This is a genomic window from Pedobacter sp. AC212, assembly GCF_979258625.1.
Map to the genome: position 1 here is coordinate 130,832 of NZ_OZ409870.1, position 25,673 is coordinate 156,504.

The 25,673-nt window shown below is 38.2% G+C and carries 23 protein-coding genes; 14 read left to right on the plus strand and 9 right to left on the minus strand.

Features of this window, described 5'->3' with window-relative positions:
• Nucleotides 1–235: 235 nt before the first annotated feature.
• The 5 genes from ACZZZC_RS00525 to ACZZZC_RS00545 all read right to left on the minus strand — a co-directional run bounded on the left by ACZZZC_RS00525 (nt 236) and on the right by ACZZZC_RS00545 (nt 6,211).
• Complete coding sequence (locus ACZZZC_RS00525; protein ID WP_463484350.1) at nt 236–490, minus strand: DUF4834 family protein; 255 nt, start codon at nt 488–490, stop codon at nt 236–238.
• A gap of 115 nt (nt 491–605) precedes the next feature.
• On the minus strand, nt 606–803 hold the full coding sequence (locus ACZZZC_RS00530; protein ID WP_463484351.1) for a YwbE family protein: 198 nt from the start codon (nt 801–803) through the stop codon (nt 606–608).
• 54 nt (nt 804–857) lie between these two features.
• Complete coding sequence (gene uvrB, locus ACZZZC_RS00535; RefSeq protein ID WP_463484352.1) at nt 858–2,900, minus strand: excinuclease ABC subunit UvrB; 2,043 nt, start codon at nt 2,898–2,900, stop codon at nt 858–860.
• 339 nt (nt 2,901–3,239) lie between these two features.
• Entirely contained in the window at nt 3,240–5,612 is a 2,373-nt protein-coding gene (locus tag ACZZZC_RS00540) for a M1 family metallopeptidase (RefSeq protein ID WP_463484353.1), read from the minus strand.
• Nucleotides 5,613–5,626: 14 nt separating this feature from the next.
• The gene (locus tag ACZZZC_RS00545) at nt 5,627–6,211 is read right to left on the minus strand and encodes a HupE/UreJ family protein (protein ID WP_463484354.1); all 585 of its coding nucleotides are present in this window, start codon (nt 6,209–6,211) and stop codon (nt 5,627–5,629) included.
• 243 nt (nt 6,212–6,454) lie between these two features.
• Here ACZZZC_RS00545 and ACZZZC_RS00550 point away from each other — a divergent pair, with 243 nt between their 5' ends.
• Together ACZZZC_RS00550 and ACZZZC_RS00555 are read left to right on the plus strand one after the other, a co-directional pair.
• A complete protein-coding gene (locus ACZZZC_RS00550; RefSeq protein ID WP_463484355.1) occupies nt 6,455–6,961 on the plus strand; it encodes a DUF6702 family protein in 507 nt (168 codons plus the stop codon).
• A gap of 134 nt (nt 6,962–7,095) precedes the next feature.
• Entirely contained in the window at nt 7,096–8,352 is a 1,257-nt protein-coding gene (locus ACZZZC_RS00555) for a DUF7033 domain-containing protein (protein ID WP_463484356.1), read from the plus strand.
• A gap of 5 nt (nt 8,353–8,357) precedes the next feature.
• Here ACZZZC_RS00555 and ACZZZC_RS00560 read toward each other — a convergent pair whose 3' ends face one another.
• On the minus strand, nt 8,358–10,292 hold the full coding sequence (locus ACZZZC_RS00560; RefSeq protein WP_463484357.1) for a glycoside hydrolase family 172 protein: 1,935 nt from the start codon (nt 10,290–10,292) through the stop codon (nt 8,358–8,360).
• 188 nt (nt 10,293–10,480) lie between these two features.
• Between ACZZZC_RS00560 and upp the strand changes: the two genes are divergently transcribed.
• From upp to ACZZZC_RS00585, 5 genes are all read left to right on the plus strand, one after another.
• Entirely contained in the window at nt 10,481–11,128 is a 648-nt protein-coding gene (gene upp / locus ACZZZC_RS00565; protein WP_463484358.1) for a uracil phosphoribosyltransferase, read from the plus strand.
• A gap of 64 nt (nt 11,129–11,192) precedes the next feature.
• Nucleotides 11,193–11,519 carry a low molecular weight protein tyrosine phosphatase family protein gene (locus ACZZZC_RS00570; RefSeq protein ID WP_463486354.1) on the plus strand — a complete coding sequence of 109 codons (327 nt, stop codon included), beginning with the start codon at nt 11,193–11,195 and terminating at the stop codon, nt 11,517–11,519.
• Between the two features lie 27 nt (nt 11,520–11,546).
• The gene (locus tag ACZZZC_RS00575) at nt 11,547–12,236 is read left to right on the plus strand and encodes a YjjG family noncanonical pyrimidine nucleotidase (protein ID WP_463486355.1); all 690 of its coding nucleotides are present in this window, start codon (nt 11,547–11,549) and stop codon (nt 12,234–12,236) included.
• Nucleotides 12,237–12,257: 21 nt separating this feature from the next.
• Nucleotides 12,258–12,776, plus strand: a complete 519-nt coding sequence (locus tag ACZZZC_RS00580; protein WP_463486356.1) for a hypothetical protein — start codon at nt 12,258–12,260, stop codon at nt 12,774–12,776.
• A gap of 36 nt (nt 12,777–12,812) precedes the next feature.
• A complete protein-coding gene (locus ACZZZC_RS00585) occupies nt 12,813–13,511 on the plus strand; it encodes a hypothetical protein (RefSeq protein WP_463486357.1) in 699 nt (232 codons plus the stop codon).
• Here ACZZZC_RS00585 and ACZZZC_RS00590 read toward each other — a convergent pair.
• Complete coding sequence (locus ACZZZC_RS00590) at nt 13,508–14,407, minus strand: hypothetical protein (RefSeq protein ID WP_463486358.1); 900 nt, start codon at nt 14,405–14,407, stop codon at nt 13,508–13,510. The genes ACZZZC_RS00585 and ACZZZC_RS00590 overlap by 4 nt on opposite strands.
• Before the next feature lie 109 nt (nt 14,408–14,516).
• On the opposite strand from ACZZZC_RS00590, the gene ACZZZC_RS00595 reads away from it, so the two are divergent.
• The 6 genes from ACZZZC_RS00595 to ACZZZC_RS00620 all read left to right on the plus strand — a co-directional run bounded on the left by ACZZZC_RS00595 (nt 14,517) and on the right by ACZZZC_RS00620 (nt 20,244).
• A complete protein-coding gene (locus tag ACZZZC_RS00595) occupies nt 14,517–15,836 on the plus strand; it encodes a flippase (RefSeq protein ID WP_463486359.1) in 1,320 nt (439 codons plus the stop codon).
• A complete protein-coding gene (locus ACZZZC_RS00600) occupies nt 15,833–16,480 on the plus strand; it encodes a class I SAM-dependent methyltransferase (RefSeq protein WP_463486360.1) in 648 nt (215 codons plus the stop codon). The genes ACZZZC_RS00595 and ACZZZC_RS00600 overlap by 4 nt, the downstream gene beginning before the upstream one ends.
• 11 nt (nt 16,481–16,491) lie before the next feature.
• Entirely contained in the window at nt 16,492–17,253 is a 762-nt protein-coding gene (locus ACZZZC_RS00605) for a class I SAM-dependent methyltransferase (RefSeq protein ID WP_463486361.1), read from the plus strand.
• 116 nt (nt 17,254–17,369) lie between these two features.
• Entirely contained in the window at nt 17,370–17,780 is a 411-nt protein-coding gene (locus ACZZZC_RS00610) for a GxxExxY protein (protein ID WP_463486362.1), read from the plus strand.
• A 55-nt stretch (nt 17,781–17,835) separates the two neighbouring features.
• The gene (locus ACZZZC_RS00615; RefSeq protein WP_463486363.1) at nt 17,836–18,750 is read left to right on the plus strand and encodes a glycosyltransferase family protein; all 915 of its coding nucleotides are present in this window, start codon (nt 17,836–17,838) and stop codon (nt 18,748–18,750) included.
• Nucleotides 18,751–18,792: 42 nt separating this feature from the next.
• Complete coding sequence (locus ACZZZC_RS00620; RefSeq protein WP_463486364.1) at nt 18,793–20,244, plus strand: alpha-L-fucosidase; 1,452 nt, start codon at nt 18,793–18,795, stop codon at nt 20,242–20,244.
• On the opposite strand, the gene ACZZZC_RS00625 is transcribed toward ACZZZC_RS00620, so the two are convergent.
• Nucleotides 20,239–20,991, minus strand: coding sequence for a class I SAM-dependent methyltransferase (locus ACZZZC_RS00625; protein ID WP_463486365.1), 753 nt, complete (start codon nt 20,989–20,991; stop codon nt 20,239–20,241). The two genes, ACZZZC_RS00620 and ACZZZC_RS00625, sit on opposite strands and share 6 nt — an antisense overlap.
• A 138-nt stretch (nt 20,992–21,129) precedes the next feature.
• Nucleotides 21,130–24,318: a S41 family peptidase gene (locus ACZZZC_RS00630; protein ID WP_463486366.1), complete on the minus strand. Its 3,189-nt coding sequence runs from the start codon at nt 24,316–24,318 to the stop codon at nt 21,130–21,132.
• A 74-nt stretch (nt 24,319–24,392) separates the two neighbouring features.
• Here ACZZZC_RS00630 and ACZZZC_RS00635 point away from each other — a divergent pair, with 74 nt between their 5' ends.
• Nucleotides 24,393–25,673: a glycosyltransferase family 4 protein gene (locus ACZZZC_RS00635; RefSeq protein ID WP_463486367.1), complete on the plus strand. Its 1,281-nt coding sequence runs from the start codon at nt 24,393–24,395 to the stop codon at nt 25,671–25,673.

Below are 25,673 nucleotides of genomic sequence, written 5' to 3' on the forward strand. Positions count from 1 at the left end.
GGCGAGGTACGAAGCAATCTCATTCTTGGTTTGTGCTATCAAATGAGATTGCTTCTCCCGATAAAATCGGAATCGCAATGACGAAAAACAAAGACATCAATGGTAGATTGCCACGAAATGATGAAAAATCATTCCTCGTCGACCAACAGTTGTGGATACCTATCTTATCTTTCGAAGGAAGTCATCGTTGTAGCTAAAGCAAAAAAAAGTCCCGATTTTCATCAGGACTTGAATTCTATTTAACTTCTTCGTAATCTACAAAGTCGCCGAGTTTATCCGTTTTACTTTGATCGGGTTTAGGCGGCATATAATCTATAGATATTGCGCCTTCCGGTTTCGATCTTCGTTGTTGCTGCTGCCCCTGTCCGCTTGCTTGTTGTTGCATTTTGCTGGCCAGGTTATTAAACAGCATCGGCAATATCAATCGAATCAACATTCTGATGATCCAAAGAACTAATATTGCGATGAATATAAATTTAATAAATGCCATTCTTTAATTTACTGTTGTTACAAATATAGACGTACCAAAATTTATTTTGTTACGTCTCAATTCTTTAATTGCATTCCCATTACAAACCTAAAAGGCGAAAATATGAAAGAAAGTTTTATTCTTCTACAATTTCTGCCACTCTCCCAACCTGCCCATCTTCCAACTTTACTTTGATTCCACGTGAGTGAAAAGCCGCTGAGGTAAGTAGCGCTTGAACCACCCCATAAGTAATATTTCCTGAGCGCTGATCCTTTTTTAAGATGATGCCAACTTCTAAACCTGGGTAAATATCTTTTCTGTTCTGACCGTTCATTTGCTTCAAAATTCTGAATAAATTTCGATTTTTAGCAATATGGAAGTAAAAACGTTACTTAGCAAACTTTTCGTTATACATTTTTTCCAGGGCAAACATTTCATCACGCAATTTTGCAGCCTGTAAAAAGTCCATATCTTTTGCGGCTTTCTGCATGTCCTTTTTGGTATTATCTATCGCTTTTTGCAACTCAGCTTTACCCATATATTGTACAATTGGATCAGCAGCAATGCTAATTTCTGCATTTTCTACATAAGCTCTTGCTTTATTATCACTGGCTTTCTGAGAGAAATCAAGTACTGAAGTCTGCTCTAAAATCGCTTCGCGAGATTTACCAACTGTTTTAGGGGTAATGCCATGCTCGAGATTGTAAGCAATTTGTATATCGCGACGACGGTTGGTTTCAGAAATTGTCTTTTCCATGCTCTCGGTGATTCCGTCTGCATACATAATTACCCTGCCCCGATCGTTACGGGCGGCACGTCCAATGGTTTGAATGAGTGATTTCTCTGACCGTAAAAAGCCTTCTTTATCAGCATCCAAAATGGCTACCAAAGTTACCTCTGGTAAATCCAGTCCCTCACGCAGCAAGTTAATACCCACTAAAACATCGAATTCCCCTAAACGTAAACCACGAAGAATTTCTACCCTTTCTAAAGTTTTTATCTCCGAGTGGATGTATCTTGTTTTAATGTTTAAACGATCCAGATATTTGGTCAATTCTTCGGCCATGCGTTTGGTTAAAGTTGTTACCAAAATACGTCCGCCATCTTTTATGGTTAAATCGATTTCATCCAGCAAATCATCTACCTGATTAATTGCAGGCCTGATTTCGATTACCGGATCAAGTAAACCCGTCGGACGAATCACTTGCTCTACCACCACACCTTCCGATTTCTCCAGTTCATATTCGGCAGGCGTTGCGCTTACATATATGGTTTGCGGTGCCAAAGCCTCAAACTCGTTAAAATTTAGCGGTCTGTTATCCAGCGCAGCTGGCAAACGAAATCCATACTCTACGAGTGATAGTTTTCGTGACCTATCGCCACCATACATGGCCCTGATCTGCGGCACCGTAACGTGGCTTTCGTCAATCACCATCAGATAATCATCTGGAAAATAATCTAACAAACAGAAAGGACGCATACCAGGCTGGCGACCATCGAAGAAACGTGAATAATTTTCAATTCCTGAGCAATAACCCAACTCCTTCATCATTTCGATATCGAAGTTAGTGCGTTCTTCCAATCTTTTTGCTTCCAATAAATGCCTGTCGGCGATCAACTGGTTTTTGCGGATTTCCAGTTCTTCCTGAATTCCCCAGATCGATTGATTAAACCGATCTTTTGGGGTAACAAAGAGGTTGGCCGGGTAAATGGCCATATCTTCCAACTTTTCCAATGTTTTACCCGATACCGGATCGATGGCAGAAAGTTCTTCAATATCATCGCCGAAAAAAGAAATGCGATAGGCATGATCTAAATATGCCGGGTAAATATCTACGGTATCACCCTTAACCCTAAAAGTTCCCCGTTTAAACTCAGTTGTGGTGCGAGAGTATAAGATTTCTACCAAACTATGTAAAAAAGCATTTCTAGAAATCCTTAAACCTACGCCAAATCGGAAAACCATCCGGGAAAAATCTTCAGGATTTCCCATACCGTAAATGCAGGAGATGGAGGAAACCACAATAATATCTCTTCGACCGCTCATTAAAGACGATGTGGTGCGCAAACGGAGTTTTTCAATCTCCTCGTTAATGCTTAAATCTTTTTCAATATAGGTATTGCTCGAAGCTATAAAAGCCTCTGGCTGATAGTAATCGTAATAGGAAACGAAGTAATTAACCGAATTCTCAGGAAAGAAATTCTTGAACTCGCCATAAAGCTGAGCGGCCAAAGTTTTGTTATGACTTAAAATTAGCGTGGGCTTCTGGGTTTGCTCAATTACGTTGGCTATGGTAAATGTTTTTCCAGAGCCTGTAACACCCAATAATGTTTGATAATGTTCGTTGGCGTTTACACCATCAACCAATTGCTTAATTGCATTTGGCTGATCTCCGGTAGGTTTATATTCTGAAGTAATATTGAATTCCATTGTTAACCAAATTTAGTCAAAATTGATGTGATAAGCAATTTTGATGAGCTCTCTTCCTCGTGTAAAACCTTAAAACAGTTAGGGGGATTCGGAATTACAGGATAAACAAGAAACAGGCAGAAAAGTTAGAAATAGTTGGAATAAAATGAAGAGATTCCAACCGAAGTTCAAAACGATTTAAAACCGTTGGTTTTTTATTTCATAATTTCCTAATCCTATCTCATTGACTTTAAATTAGCATCAACCTAGTAAATCTAAAGTTGAACTTTTGATTTACTAAGTAAAAAAAATCCTCGCTGAAATTATTCAACGAGGATTTCTAATCAAACAGTAAAATATCTATTTACTTCCTGCCACTTTCATTGGGTTTGAGCCAACCGACTGGCCTCTAACCGCGGTTGCAGCTTTCATTTTAAATGCTCTGAATTTACTTTCTTTTGCTTTGCCGCCCCAAGTGTTATTACTTGTATCAATATCAGCTGTTTCACGTAATGGATCAACTAAAATTGAAGCTACTTCTTTATCCTTAACATAAAACTTAGATGTTTTCAACTCATTGTGCCTCCAGATTTGTGCAGGGATACGATCAATTTCCTTGCTTCCATCTTTATACGCGAATTCTACAATAATTGGCATAACCAAACCGCCCTTATTACTAAAACTCAGCTCGTACAAAAATTTATTCGCATACTTGGCCTGGTCTCCTTCCGGGACAACTTCGTAAGGCATTGCCGTTTCTTGTTTTGTTGTAGCAGTGGTATCAACGGTAACCATACCTCTATCATACTTATAATAGAAATCTTGTGCGCCTGTATTTTTATCAACGTAGAAATTAATTTTCTTATCCTCACGGTTTCTGATTTTCGAAATATCTTCGAAAGCATTTAAAGCAGGCTTGTCCACTTTAACCATTCTAGATCTTGCCGCCGGCACCTCTTTCGGAAAATCAGCTTTGGCAAATTTCACGCTATCCAAAGAGATATCACAAGGATCTGTTCCATAAAACCAACCTCTCCAAAACCAGTCTAAATCTTCGCCGCTGGCATCTTCCATGGTACGAAACAAATCAGCAGGTTCAGGATGTTTAAATGCCCACCTTCTCGAATATTCTTTGAAAGCATAGTCAAATAATTCCCTTCCCATAATGGTTTCGCGAAGGATATTTAAACCTGTAGCCGGCTTTGAGTAAGCATTCGGACCAAAGCGAACAATATTTTCAGAGTTAGTCATGATTGGCTCGAGCTCATCCTTCGGCAATTTCATATAATCAACAATGGTATAAGCCGGGCCTTTCTTGCTCGGAAATTTATTGTCCCAAAGTTCTTCCGTTAAGTATTCAACAAATGAATTTAAACCCTCATCCATCCAGGTCCACTGGCGCTCATCACTGTTTACAATCATTGGGAAAAAGTTATGCCCAACCTCGTGAATAATTACGCCCAACATTCCGTTTTTGGTGCTTTCGCTGTACGTTCCGTCTGCATCGGTACGGCCGTAGTTGAAACATATCATTGGATATTCCATTCCGTTGGCGGCTTCAATACTTTGTGCTACCGGGTAAGGATATGGGATGGTAAAATCAGAATAAGTTTTAATGGTGTGCGCTACCGCTCTTGTAGAGAATTTGCTGTATAAATTGTAAGCTTCCTTACCATAAAAACTCATACACATTACGGTGTTGTTGTTAGCCTCAATTTTTTGTGGCATAGCATCCCAAACAAATTTCCTGGAAGAAGTCCATGCGAAATCACGAACGTTGTTGGCATTAAATACCCAGGTTTTTTTAGCAGTAGATTTTTTACCCTCAGCAGCTTTTGCTTCGGCTAAGGTCTGGATTTCTACCGGAGCTGTAGCTGTTTTTGCGGTGTTGTATCTGCTCAACTGGGTTGGTGTTAACACTGCGCTGTAGTTGATACATTCACCAGTTGATCCAACCAGGTGATCAGCTGGAACGGTCATTTGAACTTTAAAGTCGCCGAAAGTTAAGGCAAACTCACCTCTGCCTGTAAACTGGTGGTTTTGCCAACCCTGAAAATCGCTGTACACACATAAACGGGGATACCACTGCGTCATGGTGAAAAGATAATTCCCATCTGCAGGGAAAAACTCATATCCACCTCTGCCGCCAACGCTCATCCTGTCAGTAATTTTGTAATTCCAATTGATATTGAAAATATACTTCTGTCCGGTTTTTAAAGCTACGGGCAAATCAACCCTCATCATGGTTTTATTCACCGTGTATTTTAAACTCTTGCCTGTTGCATCTGTCAGTTTGGTAATGTTGATCCCGTTGCCATTATCGCCTTTGGCACTCAATTGATCAAGTGTTTGCGTAGTTCCGCCGGCAGGCATTTTCGTTGCATCCTGGTAATTTGCACTTTTAGAAGTACTGTGTTCATTTTCATCCAGTTGCAACCAAATGTAAGTTAAAGGATCAGGAGAATTATTGGTATAGGTAATAGTTTCAGAACCTGTCAACATCAGGTTTTTTTCATCCAATTCGCACTTAATGTTATAGTCCGCTCGTTGTTGCCAATACTTTACGCCTGGCGCACCACTTGCTGTACGCTGCTCATTTGGGGTAGGCAAAATAGTACCCAACTGCTCAAATTTATTTCCATGGTTGCTACCAGGATTGTTCTGAATGTTTTGAGCCGTAGCCATGCTACCAGAAATAAGAAGCAGGCCAGTTAATGTAAACAATTTATTCATGATGTTTTCTAATGCTAAAAGGGTATTCTTTCTAAAGCCATTTTTAAAGCCAGGCTAAATACGGCTGCCGATATAAACAAAACCCAGCTAAAGCGCCTAATTCTGGTGTAATTAAAAATAATAAACGTAATTAATAAAATGATTAAAACCATAAAAACCTGCCCTGCTTCTAAACCAACATTAAAGCCGAACAAACCCCAGCCTATATTCTGGTCTTTCGCAAGCATCATTCTAATAGAGTTTGCAAAACCCATCCCGTGTACCAATCCAAAACCAAGCGCCAAAAAATAATTTATCTTGATCGATTTTAAGGAAAAATTCTTTCTAAATAGATTACTCACTGCAGTAATGACAATAGTGCAGGGAATTAAAAACTCTACCCATTTGCTATCAAAACGAATAATATCGAGCACACTCAAAAGTAAAGTTAGCGAATGCCCTACTGTAAATGCAGTTACCAAAATCAATACTTGCTTTAGGTTAGTGTAGCTGTAAATTGCAACCAGGGCCAATATAAACAGCTGGTGATCCAAAGCATCGGCACTGATGATATGGCTCCAACCTAACTTAAAGTAGAAAATAAAATCTTGTAACGGCATGAATAATTCGATAACTAACGGGATGTGATAGTTTTAAAGCTTAAAATTAAGTTAATAATTCTGAAAAGTTAACATTTTCGCAAAACAACAGATAAGTTTACCTAAAATGTTACTGACATAGGGGTTGATAGAGGAACATATATTCCTTTTGATCAAAATTTCGAATCGAGAGAAACAAGTCTCTCTATTGAATCACAACATCGTAGCGATAATTTCGTAAATTCGCATTTCATCGGTTCAATCATGAGTAAGATAAAATTCTTTTTTGCCATTCTGATATGCGGTTACGTTTGCCTTGCATTTAATGTGAAACATCCATTACATGTAAGCACAACTGAGTTAAACTACAATCAGCAAGAAAAAACGATTGAGGTAAGCTGCAGAATTTTTACTGATGATTTTGAATCGATACTGGCCAAAAACTACAAGCAAAAAATAGACTTAACTAATCCTGCAATTAAAGGTAAAATGGATGAGGTGATTAAAAAATATATCATTTCCCATTTACAAATTAAGGCGAACGGAAAGCAGATTAACATGCAATATGTAGGTTTTGAGATCGATCATGAAGCCACCAATATTTATCTGGAAGTTGAAAAAGTTAACAGTTTTAAATCAGCAGAAGTTACCAATATTATCTTATACGATTTGTTTGATGATCAGATGAGTATCGTTCATATTGTGAAAGGCAAAATCAGAAAAAGTACCAAGATTTTGTATCCAGACAAAAAGTTTACGGCAAACTTTTAAGTGTCATTTTTGTATTAAATATTAAATTACTGTTAAAATAACACTATTTTTAGTATCCCGTTAACATCAAAATCATACCTGCGGGAAGAATTATTTATAATCTTAATTTATACACGGCACTGTTAAAATAAGTTATGCATTTAATCATCTTCTCATCTGTTTTAACACCCCGGATAAAGTACATTTTCAATTTTATCTTTAAGGAAATACTCAGAGCCGAAATAGAATTCACCGGAAACAGCCAATATTTTTTACAGAGCCAGCACGTTAAAATTAGCTATGGAGAACAACCATTCGGAGACGAGATTTTTTTTAAAAGCACTGCCATTCTCTTCTCCAACAAGGTTAATGAACTAAATATCAAAACTACTCCTTTTGGCGAATACCAGGTGCCATTTCCGGTAGAAAGTTCTGCACTTCCTTTTGATGTTTTCGCTGCATCTTTTTTTATTGTAACGAGATATGAGGAATATTTGCATCAGCAAAAAAACGATGAGGAATTTAAGGCCATAAGTAGCTACCAATATAAATGGAAGGTTTTAGACCGACCCATTATCGATGAATGGGCACTGCTGATTAAAAATATTATCCGCAAAAAGCACCCCACTGTAAATTTCGCAGATAAAAATTTTAGCAGTCAGCCTTGTATTAACTTTAGTATTACACCAAATGCTCCTGAGGGTTTTTTAAGGAAGACACGATTTATATTTAGCACTTTATTCAGCAAAGAAAACAGTTATTTAAGTTCAAAATTTGATCAACTAACCGGCTTTGGCATTAACAATGAAACGGCCTTAACTGCACTTGAAACGATAATTGAAAAGCAAAAAATCAAGCCCGTATTTTTTATAAATTTTCCAAAAGTAGCAATTGAATACATTCAGGAGAATGGAGTCTCCCAAATGCTAACTAACAAAAGCGTTGGCTTATTACGACCTTGCGCAAGTGATAAGGAAAAAATAAATGAAATTAAAGACGGCATATTCAAGCTAAAAAAGATTTTACCTAATCAAATCAATTTAAGCAGTCAACAATTAGAAACCTTAAAATTCCCGATTTGCTACCTTAACCTATTGAACTCCGGCATTACTACAGATTACTCTATGGGTTATCCAGAAGTTTCGGGTTTTAGGGCCGGAACTTGTACACCATTTAACTGGTACGATTTGCAGCTGGAAAAGGTGACAGCACTATTGGTTAAGTCTTATTGCCTAAATGACTCGGTTCTACAAAATATGAGCTTGGATGATATTAAAAAAACGCTAAAAGACTATATCGATGGCGTAAAATTTGTTAATGGCCAGTTTTTAAGCAACTGGGAATTACGTAGTATCTCCAACCATTTGAAATATAAAAAACTGCAGGCTGCTTTTAATGAGATGAACAGCTAGGCAGGTCACAAATTCTTTGTTTTTATCAAAATTAGTCGGTCAATATTTAGCCTGTTTCTCTCTTTATCGTTTTTGAAATGAAGCGTTACCGTATTTTGAAATTCACTGATTTCTACATCGCATAAAAACATTTTCTTTTTGGTTTCTTTTTGACTGCTGTAAAAGGAAATGGGTTGGCTCACCTGTGTTTGCCGTTGCCAGAAAGTAATTTCTGCACCATCGGGTGCAGTTTCAACATCGGCAAAAAGTTTATATTTCCCGTTGGGAATTTCCTGTAAATCTATTCTGATTTGTGCCCCTGTGGTAGAAATAAAATTGTTTCCATTGATAGTGGCTTGCCCGTTAAAACTAACATTCATCAATTGTGGATACACCATCATGGTATCCGGAAGGTAAACCAAAGTGTTTTCATTTATAGGTTTAGCTGATGTGGAGATGGCTTTATCGGCATAATAAAATGCTACGGATGTATAGTCGACAGGTTTATTATTTTGCTCCGGACCATGTTCAATGGTATGGAGAATACTTTTTTCGAAGGGCATTTTATCTGTTAAAAACAGGCGGTAGCCCCCGGTTCGGCTGAAGGGCAAGGAATAATCCAGCGAACCATGTAGAGGCAGGCTCATTTTCCGGTCCCACCGATCGAGCAAAGCATACCAACCTCCATTAAAATAATCTTCAGAACCAGTTCCATGCATGGTCATTTTCCCATCAATTGAAGTGTAGTCATCTCCTTCAAAAAATAGCGTCATCCCTGGATTTAAACCTTGCGCCTGCAAAATAGTGCCTACATATTGCCCTCTACCCTCTCCCTGCAAAAAAACATGTGGCTTACCCATTGCTGCATTTTTATCGTGGTTCCAATAAGTGTAAAATTTCCCTTCCGTATTTGAGTTCCGTGGCAGGGGTAAATAATACCATTTTGCTTTAATTCTTAGCGGCTCTGCCTTTTCAGCCGATGTGGCTTTTCGGTACATTAATTCCACCTTCGCATTTTTATCAAAGGGCATTGGAAAATAATTGTAGTTGATGTTGTTGGCGGTCCCTGCTAACAGACTTTGCATGGATACCCGACCAAAAGCATAGCCAAAAAAGTCGGCCAGCGGCATGTAAACGGCAGGCTGGCTTTCATTATCCCAGGTAATTTTAATATCGATAAGTTTGCTTAATCCTTCAAATAGAAGGGCATTTTCCATTTCAAAACCAACAAAGCGACCGGGCTTATCTACACTTAATAAGGTAACGCTTTCACCGGGATTAAGGATTTTATCGACTGCAAATGCTTCGGCGTTTTTTACCGAAAGATTTTGTCCCTTGATATCTGCCCAAGTTGTAGAAATTTTCTCCAAAGCTGTTTTCTCATCAGCAGATAAAGCTGGATTAAATGTTTTTACAGTAGCTGACTTGCCAAAATTGCGATATTGAATTTGGTAAAACTCAAGTTTCTTACCTCTAAAAACTACCTTACATCCATTTTTGTAGGGGATTGGGAAGTAGCAAAAATAACCTCCAATCTGGTTGCCACACAGGGGAAGATTGAAGGGCGAAACTTTGCCAGAAAACAGGTCTGCAAAACGGATGGAATAAGAAGGCTTTTTACTTCCGTCAAAATAAAAATCGAGTGTATCATTGGTGGGCGTTGGTGTCCAAATCCGATTGATGACCCCAGCCCCCTTATCTTCGAAAATAACCGAGCTTCCATCTGCATTTTTTCTAATAAAGGAATACTTCCCGCTAAAACCATCATCGTTATTCCCTGTTGTATCATAAGATGAAAATTGCTTGACCACCGCATCGGTATATTTTGGCAAATCAGAAAGATTAATCATCGCTCCGAGCTCAGATTGAATGCTGATGATTTTGCGCTGAGCAAAAACATGCACGGAAGATAGAACTATAAAAGTAAGGGTAAAGATTTTACGAAGCTTAGCTAAATTCATAAACTGAGGTTAAGAAAATACTTGGTTATCGCCTAACTAATACGTTTTAGTGATGCGATGAGTAAATTAAAAATTATTCTCTGGCTAAGCAATATAAAATGCCATTTTGATTAATTAGCCATAAAGATGTTACCCATTTACCAATCAAAAACAATAAATTAGCCATACCCTTACCCAAAACCTGCAAAATGACAACTTTCGATTTAAGCAAGACAAAATCCATAGCAAACACGTTCATCGCCGAGCTTCGTGATGAAAACATTCAAAAAGATTCGATGCGTTTTAGAAAAAACCTCGAACGTATTGGAGAGTTCTTCGCCTATGAAATTAGTAAATCGATGAAATATGTTACTAAAGATGTTACTACGCCTTTAGGGGTTTCGCAATGCGAAGTTTTGGAGCAACAACCTGTTCTGGCTACCATTTTAAGAGCGGGCTTACCCTTGCAGCAAGGACTATTGAACACCTTTGATAAATCGGAATGTTGCTTCATTTCCGCTTATAGAAAAGTTAAAAAAAGCGGCGACTTCGTGATCCAAATGGATTACATCTCTACTCCGGATTTGGATGGTAAAATATTAATTATGGCCGACCCGATGTTAGCCACCGGACAAAGCATGGTGATGTGCTGCAAAGAATTAATGAATAGATATCGTATTGCCGAGCTGCACATTGTAGCCGCTATTGCCAGTACCGAAGGCGTAACTCACGTAAAAGCCAACCTCCCAAAGGCTAAACTTTGGCTGGGAGCCATTGATGAGGAGATGACCAGCAAATCTTACATTGTTCCAGGCCTAGGCGATGCCGGAGATTTGGCTTATGGAGAGAAAGTGTAATCAAGATTACAAGGATTTAAGGATAAAGCAGGATGTAGCAAGAAAATAAACAGGGCTAAAAAACATGAACATTCTTTTTGTTTGCAGTAGAAATAAGTGGCGTAGTGCAACTGCGGAGACAATTTTTAAAAACCACAGTCAACACCAGATTCGCTCTGCAGGCACTGCGCCATCTGCCAGAATCAAATTAAACTCAGGCCATATATTATGGGCAGATCTCATCTTCGTAATGGAAAAAAAACATAAACAAAGAATAGCTGAAAAGTTTAATGATGAGATTGTAAATAAGCGGATTATCATTCTGGACATTCCAGATGATTATCAATACATGGATGAGAATTTAATTGAAGAATTACACACTAAAACGAAAAGCTATCTATTACTAACATAGATAATCTACTTTTGTAAAAACATTTTAATGAAGAAACATATCTTTTTCGACCTCGATCATACCATCTGGGATTTTGATCGGAATGCCGAAGAAACCCTGAACGAACTTTACCATACCCATAAATTACAGGAGCTTGGCCTACAATCGTGCTCCGATTTCATTTTAAAATATACGGAGAACAACCATCAGCTTTGGGCAGATTATCACCTTGGAAAAATTACCAAAGAATTCTTACGGGCAGAACGTTTTAGCAAAACCTTTATTCAATTGGGGATTCACCCCGATTCGGTACCGCAACAATTTGAAGATGATTACGTCAGTATTTCTCCGACCAAGACTAATCTTTTTGAGGCTGCTGAAGAAGTTTTGGCTTATCTACAACAAAAATATTCTTTGCATATTATTTCCAATGGATTTAAGGAAACGACATTGACCAAAATGAATTTATCCAATTTAAATCCTTATTTCGAAAACGTAATTATTTCTGAAGATGTGGGCGTTAATAAACCAAACCCACAAATTTTTGAATATGCACTGGATAAGGCCAAAGCGACAAAAGCAGAGAGCATCATGATTGGAGATAGTTTGGAAGCCGATATATATGGCGCTTTAGATTTTGGTATGGAAGCTATTTTCTTCAATCCGTTAGAAAAGGAAAAACCTGCCGATGTAGCCAAACAAATTACTCATTTGAAAGAATTAATGCTGCTTTTCTAATTGTTATTTTATCTTTATTAAATGACAAGCTCCAAAGTGAATACCTCAATACATAAAATTGTTAATGCTTACAAAAGCAAGCTAGCACATTATGATGATGAAGTTTTTCAGGTAACCCCACCCATAAATGGTTGGAGTTATAGCGAGGTGTATTCGCATATATTCGATGCCAGTTTATTATCACTAATCGCTTTAGAGAATAGTGCTCAAGGCAAAGGTGAAAAGGAAGCGACTCATTTTGCAGTTAAGGTTATTTTGTTTCTCGGCGCCTTCCCTCCGTCGCAAAAATATAAAGTGCCTAAACGGTTGATAGATCGGGTAAAAAAAATAACGAAAGCCGAAGCTTTAGACTTCATTCTGGAATTTGAGGAATCGCTAAGTAAAATTTACCCTCTGGTTGCAACAGCCGATAGAACGATCAAAACCAAGCATCCTCGTTTAGAATATTTAAATGCAAAACAATGGCTTCGTTTTATCGAAATTCATCTCAAGCACCATTTAAAACAGTTGGTTAGAATTGAAGACAGTTTTAAACGATAAAAATATTGCTCATATTTGATTAAATCCTTGAGTTTTATGAAACACCTATTTTATTTATTCGCCTTAACGATTTTATGTTCGTGCAATAGCGAAAAAAAAGATGAGAAAAACGCAGTTGTTGCTACTCCCGGTGGGCTGGAAGGATTGCAGAAAGGTACTAATACTGCCGCGGCTACAGCGCAGAACACGGGCAAAACATTGATATTTAATCCTAAACATGGGGAACCAGGCCATACTTGTGCTTTGGCAGAAGGAGCACCGTTGAATCAAGCCGCAACGGCTCAAGCTCAACAACCCGTTACGCAAGCACAGCCCGTAGCAGTTAGCGTACCAGCAACAGCTACCGAGAATAGCAGTGGAAAAAACTTAAATCCTAAACATGGAGAACCAGGGCACAGATGCGATATTGCTGTCGGTGCGCCGTTAGATTCGAAACCTGTTCAAGCAGCACAAGCAACTACAGGTAAACCAGTGGTGACACAAACTATAAATACCAAAGTGGCTAAAGGAATGAATCCTCCGCATGGCCAACCAAACCACAGATGTGATATTGCTGTTGGTGCGCCATTGACTTCTAAACCGGTTCAACCTGCAACGACAGTTAGCTCACCTCCAACTACTATTGCACCAGCAACTGTAAAAACTGCGGAAAACCAGACCGGTGCTAAACTAAATCCAAAACATGGCGAAGCAGGACACCGATGCGATATTGCCGTTGGTGCGCCGTTGAGTTAATATTTTATGTTTGGAAAATCAGTTTTGGCTTTATTAAATTGATTTTCCATATCACTTGTCCAGCCAAAGGCGGTAGTAGCCTGAGCTTTCAAATTTACACCTGCAGCGCCACTCCAAAAATGAACAAACTCTCCCCAGTTCATATCCCTTGAGTACTCGCTTCCGTTTGCCGGGAAATTTTGGGACAACAACACAAAAAACTTATTTAAGGTAGCAGTTCCTCCGTTATTGGCATATATTGGATAGAACCAATTTTTAAACCATTGCGTATTTGCCCGCGGGAAATTATCAACTGTAGCGATACATTTATTATACCAACGATCGGCATCAGCAGTCATCCCCAGCTTTTTGTAAACATCGTACTGATAAATTTCCATCCACTTACTATCGCCCCAAATTTTGAAAGCTGGAGAGTTATGTTTTCCTTTTGATGCAAACTCTACAATATGACCAACTTCGTGAGTTACAATGTCTTTTTCGCCAGCGGTAAAACCAACCCAGGCATTCGCATCTGATAAGCCCACATCAATCAAATTTCGATTGTCATGACTGGCTTCGAAATAATTTGAAGGATGACCGCCACTATATTTCGCGGAATGGAAAATGGCAAACAAGCGTTTATCCTGACCAAAATCGCCATAAACATTTCGGGTATATTGCCATACTTTGGTTAGGTAATCGTTTGGCCAGGTAATGGATTTATTCACATCTTTATCAAAATAAACTGCTAAATCATCATTGAAAAATACCCGATTAACCACTTGGTTATGTTCAAACCAATGTTCTTGCCAGGTTAAAGGTGGCTCATTTGCCGAAACTGGGTTTTCATTACTCTTTTTACAAGACGCAAAAACAACAAGAATAATAAAGCAGGAAATAATTTTGATCTGTTTCATCTTATTTGGTTATTAATGTATAATGTTAACGCTCATATTTATCAAATGTTTTTCACTGACTTTTGGATACTTCATCTGGCGATAAACATTTTTTTACATCTTTGCGCTAATGAAGTTACCTACTATAAAAGGATTTGACGAAGAAGCATTTAACAAGTATTTAAAAAATACGGGTTGGCTGATGTTTGGCCGCATCCTGAGTATGATTGTTGGCTTCGTGGTCGCGAGATTTCTGGGGCCGATTTCATTTGGAGATTTAAGCTTTGCCGATGCTTTTACTGCGATCGCTGCTGCAATTGGAGCCTTAGGATTGGACACCTTCGTGATTCGGGAAATAATAAATGATCCTACAAAAAAAGATGAAATACTCGGGACTTCTCTATTATTAAGGTTAACAGTTAACTTGCTCTTGATCCCTGTTTCAATAGGTTTGTATTTATTGTTCCATCATTTTTCTGATAAGCCTGGAGAACCCTTAACGTATGTAGTGGCATTGCTTTCATTTGCAGCTTTTTTTAAATCTTTCAACGTAATCGATTCTTATTTTCAATCGCAGGTGCAATCAAAATATGTTGTTCAGGTTCAAAATATTTGCGTAATCGCTTCTGCTGTTTTTAAAATTATCCTAGTGTATTTAAAGGTGCCAGTGATATGGTTTGCCTGGGCACTCGTTTTCGATGGTTTTATTCTGGCATTGGGATTAACAATCAGGTATCATTCCAAGGGATTTAGCATCTTCAAATGGCATTTTAAAAAAGAACGGGCGAAATCCTTATTGAAACAATCAGCACCGTTAATATTATCAGCGGTAATGGTTTCTATTTACATGAAGATCGATCAGGTCATGTTAAAAAGTGAAGGAAGTGCCGCCGTCGGGATATATAGTGCTGTAGCAAAAATTAGCGAAGCCTGGTATTTCATTCCGGTTGCAATTGTAACTTCAGTTTTTCCGGCTTTAATTCATGCCAGGAAAACCGATCATGCCCGCTATATTAAACGACTGCAAAATTTATATGATTTACTGGTGGCGATAAGCCTACCTGTTGCACTCATAATCACTTTCATCTCCAATATTATTATCGATATCATTTATGATAATCGCTTTGCAGGAGCAGAAAATATGTTACCCATTCATATCTGGTCTGGCGTGTTTGTTTTTTTAGGAAGTGCCAGCTCACAATTTCTTCTTGCTGAAGGTTTTACTAAAATCTCCTTTTACCGAACTGCAGTTGGCGCAATAATCAATATACTTCTTAATCTATGGTTAATCCCGCTATATGCAGGCGTTGGCGCATCAATTGCAACATTAATTGCCTGTGCAAGCTCCGCATTTTATATCTTACTCATCCCTAAAACCCGTCAACAAGGAATAATGATGTTAAAATCATTATTTTTGATCACAGCATTTCAAAAAATATTAAAACGTTGAGCACTTTAAAAGCACTTTCTACATTAATTGCAAAACCTAACAGGCTAAAAGCATTATTATCATACGGACATAAAGGTTATCTGAACAGCATTGGCTGGTTCACGGCCTTTGATAAAAAACAAGCGGTTGATGGGAATGGCAAAGCACTCCCTTGGGTAACCTATTCCTTTATTGATTTTATTAAAGAACGGATCAACAAATCTCAACATATCTTCGAATATGGATCTGGAAATTCTACCATTTTTTACGCAGAGAAAGCCGGATCTGTAACCTCTGTTGAGCATGACAAAGGCTGGTTTGATAAGGTAAAAGGAACAAGCCCGGCAAATGCAGAAATGATCTTTTGCGAGCTTCAACGCGATGGGGAATATGCAAAAAAGGCCGCTTTGTTAGGCAAAAAATTTGATATCATTATTGTTGATGGCCGCGATCGGGTACGATGCTGCCGATACAGTTTAGAGGCTTTAACCCCAACGGGCGTAGTTGTTTTAGATGATAGCGAACGCGAAGTTTATGACCTTGCCCGTATTTTTTTAAAAGAACAAGGCTTTAAAGAGCTTAGTTTTAGCGGAATTTCTCCGGGCTTATTTTATGAAAAAGCAACATCGGTTTTTTATAAAGCCGATAATTGTTTGGGCATTTAATCTCCAATGTTATGTTAAGCGAAGAAGTTAAAACAGCCTACGATAATTTTTACACGAACAGCGATGTAGCCTGGCGCATGCTTGGTGCTAAATATAAAGCAAAAAACATTGTTGATGTTTGTAAAGGCATTCGACCGAAAAAGGTTTTGGAGGTTGGTGCTGGCGATGGTAGTATCTTGCATTTTTTAAATGATTGGAATTTTGCGCCAGAGCTCTATGCCCTGGAAATCGCTCAAAGTGGTGTCGATATCATTAACGATAGAAAATTATCTCATTTAAAAGAAGCGCAGACTTTCGATGGATACAAAATTCCCTATGCAGACGATAGCTTTGATTTGATTATTCTCGCTCACGTTTTGGAACATGTAGAGCATGAGCGTATTCTGCTTCGCGAACTGAAAAGGGTAGCCAAATATATTGTGGTTGAAGTACCAAAAGATTACCGTTTTGGCGTGGATACCCGCATGAAACACTTTTTGGATTATGGCCACATTAATATGTACACGCCAACCTCATTGAGGTTTTTATTGCAAAGCGAAGGGCTCGAAATTTTGGAAGATAAGGTTTCAATGACAGCGCCAGAAACCGTGAAGTTTAATGAATTCATCAACAGGAAGGCCCCTAAAACCTTTACTAAAAATTTAAAGATCGAGCTGGAGTACAAAATTAAAAAAACCCTTGGCAATTTATTGGGCAGAAAGAAGCAGGAGCAATTTGCAAATGCCTATACAGTTTTGACGCAAAAGTCAGATCAAAATCTGCATATATTTTAAAGTATTTAGAAAAATTGACCATATAAGGAATATAAGAAAATATAAGTTTTTGTACCAGCATTAATTAAATCTCCCTTTTCAAATACATCCATACTCATTTTAATGAATTAGGAATTATGTTTTTAACAAGAGATTATTTGAAGGATTTGGTTTACAAAGTTAATGGCGCTGCAATTGAAGTTCATAAAGCGCTAGGGCCAGGGTTACTAGAATGCACCTATCATAAATGTATGACGCATGAATTACAAATAAAGGGCCTAAGTTTTGAAACCGAATTGAGCATTCCTATAGAATACAAAGGGCTCCAACTTGAAGCTGAATTAAGATGTGATTTATTAATCGAAAACACATTAGTCGTAGAACTCAAATCAGTAAATACAGTTGCGCCTATACATATTGCGCAACTTTTGACTTATATGAAACTGTTAAACCAACCCATGGGACTAATGATTAATTTCAATTGCACCCACATTTTTAAAGAGGGCCAAAAAACCTATGTAAACGAATTATACGAGAGAATTTTTTAATGCCTTTTGGCTTAAATGAAGCTTACATCCCTTAAATGGTGAAAAAACAACATCAATGCAAAACCTAGCACCAATAGCCCTTTTTGTTTACAATCGTCCGCAGCATACCGAACGTACGATAAAATTTTTGCAGGAAAATGATTTAGCCAGCAAAAGCAATTTGTTTATTTTTTCAGATGGCGCAAAATCAAAATCAGAAGAGGAAAATGTTGCAGAAGTAAGAGCGCTAATTAAAAAAGTTGACTGTTTTAAATCTGTAAAAGTATTTGAGCGAAAAGAAAATGCTGGTTTAGCAAATTCTGTTATAGAAGGCGTAACCAAACTGATTAAGGATTACGATCAAGTAATCGTTTTGGAGGATGATTTGGTTACCTCACCGCATACACTAAGCTATTTTAACGATGCCCTAAATCGCTATCGCGATGAAGAAAAAGTAATGCATATCGGCGCCTACATGTATCCTTTAAAGGTAGAGGATTTACCGCAATCATTTTTTTACAGAGCCGCTACCAGTTGGGGATGGGCTACCTGGGGAAGAGCTTGGAAGAATTTCGAGCCAAACATTGATACGCTCATCAAACAATTTGATAAGAAGAAAAAATCGGCATTTTCGATAGAAAACAAAATGAATTTCTGGAAACAGATGCTAGAATTTAAAAAAGGCAAAAACAACAGTTGGGCCATTCGCTGGTATGCTTCCATATTTTTGAAAGGTGGATTAACCCTAAACCCATCCCAATCTCTGGTAAATAATATTGGGCATGATGGAACTGGTGTGCACTCGGGAATCAACGATATTTATAACGTGGTAATCAACCCAAAACCCATTACTGAATTTCCAGAGGTGATAGAAGAAGACAAAAAAGCCTATCAAGTCATCAAGCGCTTTCTATCTACCAGAAAAGGAAATATGGTTTTGAGGGTGAAACGTTTTGTAAGAGAAAAGTTAGCGCAATATTTTTCCAAATAATCAAATTTATTCTTATTAATTTGGCTTACCGAAGCTAATAATATGAAAATAATATCCCTGTTTTTAATATTCCTTTCAGTAACTACCTGTGCTCAAAATGCGCCTGAACCTTATGGCGCTCTTCCATCAAAAAGGCAGCTTGGCTGGCATGATGTAGAAATGTACGGCTTAATTCATTTTACACCTACTACCTTCGAGAATAAAGAATGGGGCTTTGGTGATGCGGACCCAAAGACGTTTAATCCAGCTAACTTCGATGCTGAACAAATTATTGCCGCCGCTAAGGCAGGTGGATTAAAAGGAATTATTCTGGTAGCCAAGCATCACGATGGTTTTGCATTATGGCCAACCAAAACAACAGATTATAACATCACTAAAAGTCCGTTTCGAAATGGAAAGGGAGACTTGGTAAGAGAAGTGGAGCAGGCGGTAAGAAAAGCTGGCTTAAAATTCGGCATTTATTGCTCGCCCTGGGACAGGAATAATCCGCTTTATGGCACCGATAAATATTTAGCAATCTATCAAGCGCAGCTTAAAGAATTATACGGCAACTACGGAGAATTATTTATGAGCTGGCATGACGGTGCAAATGGTGGTGATGGTTATTATGGTGGAGCCCGAGAAAAACGGTCTATTGATAACACAACCTATTATGACTGGGCAAATACCTGGGGCATTACCAGAAAAATGCAACCTATGGCAAATATTTTTAGTGACATCGGACTAGACATCAGGTGGGTAGGAAACGAGGATGGACATGCTGCGGAAACCAGTTGGGCTACTTTTACGCCCATGCCACCGAAAGGAAAAAATGTTGCAGTACCTGGTCAGGCAAACTATCCTGAGAGCCCTGAAGGAATAAGAAATGGTAAATTTTGGATGCCTGCAGAATGTGATGTTCCTTTGCGAAAAGGCTGGTTCTATCATCCTACCGAAAAACCAAAAACTCCTGACATGCTTTTCGACTTGTATTTAAAAAGCGTTGGACGAGGCGCCGGCTTGGATTTAGGCCTAGCGCCAGATACACGGGGACAGTTACATGATGATGATGTGTTAGCACTAAAAACGTTTGGGGAAATGGTTAAAAAAACGTTCGCAAATAACTTTGCCAAAAATGCAAATATCACGGCTAATAATACACGCGGAAAAAGTTATTCCGTAAATAAGTTGATTGATAATAATAAGGAAACTTATTGGGCCACAACAGATAATAACCATACTGCAAGCCTGGAGATTAATTTGAAATCGCCTAAAACATTTGATATTGTTAGCCTGCAAGAATACATCCCGCTTGGGCAAAGAATAGAAGCTTACAATATTGAGATATTGGAGAATAACAGCTGGAAAAAGATTTACGATGGAACCAGTATTGGCGCCAAAAGATTAATCAAATTTGATCAGCCTGTAACCACAAACAAAGTGAAGATCAACATTACTCAATCTCCAGTTTGTATCACTTTGAGCGAAATAGGATTGTATAAAAAAAGCTTATAAGGGCTTTTTTGCCTGCAAGATAATGTAGGGGGATAAGGCCTGGCTCTCAAAAGGAATAATTTTAGTAAAAACTTTACCGCTTAACCATACGGCTTTCTTGAAAAGCTTAACACCAGCAGATTTTTGGCTTTCGTTTTCGAGCCAAACACTAAACCTGCCAAAGTAGCCTGATTTAACTTCGTTCATTCCTGCTTTTTCGCAAATAGATTTAAGTAATTGGGGATTCATGCTATCGATGTTATGCTTATCGTAATTTTCTTTATCGAAGTTTTTTTGGAACCAGCCGTTTACCGCTTTAAAGTTTGGAAGAGTGATGAAAAGTGTTCCACCTGGCTTTACAAAGGCAATGTGGCGGTTTATAATATCGGCAGTATCGTTAAAATGCTCAATTAAACCGCAACTTAAAACTAAATCATATTGCTGATCTGGGTGATAATTGAATAAGTCGGTTTCGATAATATGAATATCTTTTTCTTTCAAGCCATTCTTTTCCAATAAATCGACTACCACTGGAGGATGAATAAAATAATCCAATAGCGTTACCTCTAGCTTGAGATATTTCTTCAAAAAAACGGCATAATAACCTGGAAACCCGCCAAGTTCAATAGCTGTTTTAACATTATTTTGAGCTACAATTTCTCCGAGCTGGCGATGGAATACATAATTTGCTGGAATTTGGACTGCAAGTCCTTTTTTACTCTCCCAATAATTTACCCAAAAATCCCTGTCAGTTAATAAATTCGCCATATCTTAAAATAATTCCAAAGGCCAAAGAAACGGAAAAGAATATTAAAATAGAAAGGTGATATTGCCAAATTGCTATATGACTAAATTGTTTGTTACGAATTGCAGACAATAAAACAATTTAGCCATATAACAATCTAATTACTTCAAATCTTTCAAAATCTCCGCAACAGCTTTTTCCAACTGCGGATCTTTATCGGCCAGTCGATCTTCGAAGGTATTTTTTACAAAAATATCTGGCTTAACACCTTCGCTTTCGAGGTTCTTACCATCCATCGTATAACATCCCCATGAAGGCAAACGATAAGATGATCCATCAACCAAACTTTTAGCTGAAGTAAAAATAATCCAACGGTAGGTTTCGGTTCCAATGATTTTACCCAATTTCAATTGCTTGAAGCCGGCAGCAGTCATTTCTGCATCACTAAGCGATTGTTCATTTATCAGCAATACAATAGGTTTTGCTGCCGGACCGAAGTTGCTTTGCGGTGCCAATTTACCGCCCCGGTATTTCCACTGCAAATACGGACGTTGAGAAAGAAACTTCAACACTTCATCATGCACATTCCCCCCTGTATTATAACGTAAATCTAAAATGATGGCATCTTTATTTTCTTCCTGAGCGACCATATCCAAGAGAAAAGTTTCCAATTCACCTCCACCCATATTTTTCATATAAGAATAGGCAATGCGATTATTCCCCCATTTATCTACATTCTTACGGTTGTTCGAGATCCACTCATCGTAAAGATTTCCACGTAAAGTTCCCGCACTTTCAGGATGGATGTTTACATAAATCTGTTTGCCTTTTCTATCAAAGGTCAAAGTCATCTCTTTATCTAATGATGGCTTGCTGAAGTAGTAATCGCGATCAATATTTTTATCCACCTTAACGCCATTTACCTCGGTTAAAATATCTCCTGGTAAAATATTGGTTCCTGTACGTGCGGCATTGCTTTTTGCTGCAACTCGCTCTACTTTCAAAGGGTTTTCATTGTCGAAAATAATCCCGGTTTCGTTAGTGGTATAAGTTAAATTCTTCCTTTCCTCGGCACCTGCACTATTAAAGCCCATGTGCGATGAATTCAATTCTCCCAGCATGTCGTTCAGTAAAATCCTTAAATCGCTGCGGTTATTTACATAGGGAAGATAGGCCGCATAACGGGTTTTCATCTTCTCCCAATCTACACCATGAAATTTTTCATCGTAGAAATTTTCATCCAAACCCACCCAGGTTTCATAAAACATTTGGTTAAATTCAGCATTTAGATTCCTTGTAAATTTATAGCCATGATCGATCTTATCAAGCTTATTCCCTTCTAAAGTATATTTATTGATCACACCTCTGGAAAGCACAAAAAACTTATCTCCAGCTTGAACCATTGAATAATCACCCCCATCTGCAACTTTTTCCGTTTTATTGGCTTCAAAAGGTTCAATAGTTGTTCTGTAAATACCAGGTGCGCCACCCTCATGATTCGATGAATAAAAAACGTAGGTTTTATCACCCTTGGCGAAAGCATCTGTACCAAATTGCCCACCAAAAGCAGGACCAACCAGTTCAATTCTGTCCAGAATATCTTGCGTATTGATGGTAATTACGGCGGCAGGTTTAGGCGTTGGCTTTACTTCGGTTTTCTTTTTAGTGGTATCCGCCTTTCCTTTTTTGGCTTTGGTTTCAACAATTGCTGGCTTAACTTCGGCAGGTTTGGTTTCCTTAAATAAATCATCAAATTTATCCGAACGATAAGGCTCATCGTAATTGTTCAAAGCCATGCGGTAAATGTGCGCATTCGACATCCCTGTTGGATAAGAGGGTTTCGTGCGGGCACTGGTAAAGAAAATGTATTTTCCATCTGGCGACCACGAAGGCCCAGTTTCTGTTACGCCTGTATTGGTGAGGTTGATTGTCCTATTGTTTTTTAAATGATGAACCACGATGTCCTGCTCAAAATTTCGATAGACGGTAAATAAAACATATTCATCATTTGGAGAAAAACTTGGCGCTGAATTTTGAAAAGCCCAAAACTCATCGGTTACCAGGGTTTTGCTATCAAAAGTTTTCAAGTCCATTAACCTCAACTCGTTTCTCCCACTTAAGTAAACCGCCATCGTTTTGGCTTTATTTAGGGTGATATCTCTATTGTTCGCTTTATCTTTTGTAAGTTGTTTAATCGTACCTTTTCCATCGCCGGTAATGGTAAACCAGTTTTGAAAACCATTTGCTGTTTGACTAAAAAGAATAGTTTTATTATCAGCAAGCCACTTACATTCCATAGCTCTTTCGCCGCTATTGGTAATTTTCCTAACGAACTTGCCATCAGCATCGCTTACAAAAACTTCACCACGAGAAATGAAAGCTATTTTTTTCCCATCTGTTGAGGCATCAAAAGCTGAGATATTTGCCCTCACATCATACTCTTGCTCTTTGCTCAACACCTGGTTTCTTGATGTACTGATGCTTACTTTTTCTGTTTTCTTAGCAGCAACATCATAGGTGTAGAGCTGATAATCCTTTTCAAAAACTACAATCGTTCCGTTTGCAGCAACAAATGGACGCTTGATAGAAGTTTCGAATTTGGTTAAGCCAGTTTTCTGTCCGCCAATAAAGGTGTAAAGATTGTATTCTTCATTACCTTCATCAGATACGAAAAATACGTTGCCTTTGCGATCAACGCTGGTCCAAAAATCTTTTCCGATGTAATCGGTATAGCGCTTATAAGTTTTGGTTTTAGGATTGTAAGATTGAATATCAGGATTGTAGGCGCCTTTATAATGCTTGCGGTTAGGAAATCGCATACTTTCCCAGGTATCATTAAAAAACAATTCTCCTGTAGGCGACTCTGCAATATGGTGCGTAGTATTGAAATAGTTATTGAATAAACGTGTTGCCGTACCTCCATTAATACCCACCTTATAGCTTGAGAAAGAATTGTATCTACCTGAAGTGAAGTAGATTGTTTTTGAATCCCAACTCCAGTTATCCACTTCATCAGATGCATCATTAAAGGTAATTTGTTTAATCTCTCCCCCATTTATTGGCATCACATAAACATCATTATTTCCAAATTGGTTGGAAGAAAATGCCAGCCATTTCCCATCAGGAGAAACTTTTGGATTAATCTCCTCCCCTTGCATCGCCGTAACCCGATCGGCAACCCCACCTTTTACCGGCACTTTCCAAATGTCGCCATCATAACTGAATACTATGGTTTGCGCATCGGGCGTTAAAGCTGGATAAGATGCAAAATATGTTTGATTTTGAGCAAATGAATGGCAAGGCAACAAAAACGCCATTGCTGTGAGCGATTTTAATAGGGATTTGATCATGATTTTGTTAGTTTGGCTTTGGTAGGATGAAATTACACAACAGATTTTATATTCGTAAACAATAAAATGTATTTTTGATTGATTTGAAAGTTGTACACCTAAATACTTATGATGGAAATGGCGGAGCTGGCAGAGCCTGTTTACGCTTAAGCGATGCACTAAAAGCCAGCGGAATTGATTCAAAGGTTTTGGTTTACTATAAATTTGGGCAAAATCCAAAAATTGATACTTTCAGCAAAACACCGATTCAGAATGCGATGGCCGTTTATAACATCTTATCAGAAAGATATTATGCAAAATGGTTAAGCAAATCGGTTAAAACGCCGTTTAGTTTGCAGTGGTTTGGTAAATCTATTAAAAACCACCCCGAGGTTAAAAATGCAGATATTATTCATTTGCATTGGATAAACCACGGTTTTCTTACGCCTAAGTTTTTAGCAGAGCTTGATGAATTGGAAAAACCAATCGTTTGGACTTTTCACGACAGCAATGCTTTTACAGGCGGTTGCCATGTAAGGTATGGCTGTGAAAATTTTCATCATCAATGCGGAAACTGCCCTATCTTGAAAATAAGTGGCGATAATGATATCTCTCATAAAACCTGGTTGCGCAAACAAAAAGCTTATGGCGAATTAAACTTCCATATTGTAGCGCCCAGCAATTGGATGGCAAAATCTGTAAAGTTTAGCAGCTTGTTGGGTACCCGGAAAACTTCGGTGATACCGAACACCATCGAAACGAACGTGTTCAAGCCCTATGTGAAATCGGAGGCAAAAAAAATATTAAAAATTAACCCTGATAAATTTGTATTAATGAGTGGTTTTATGCCCTCAAAAAACGACAAACATAAAGGAACGCCTTATTTAATCGAGGCGCTCGAAATTTTATCCCGGCGCACAGGCATTCAAAAATCAAACATCGAACTGGTTATTTTTGGAAACAAAGAGAACGCAGAAATGCCTGAGTTCCCCTTCAAAACGACTTTCCTTGGCACCATTAATAAAGATGATCATTTGGCCAAATGTTATTCAGCCGCTGATGCCTTTATCACGCCATCTTTGGAAGATAATTTACCTAATACGGTGATGGAAAGTTTGGCTTGCGCCACGCCAGTAATCGCTTTTACTACAGGCGGCATCCCAGATATGGTAAAGCACATGCAAAACGGTTACCTGGCCGAATATGAAAATGCGGAAGATTTAGCCAATGGGATCGAGTGGTTGTATCATCGCCCAAATAAAGAAGAGATACAAAAGGCTGCAAGGTTAAGCATATTATCCGATTTCTCTGAAGAGGTAATTGCAGCTGAACACATTCACTTGTATGAAACCCTGATCAATTTACAGCCGAAATAA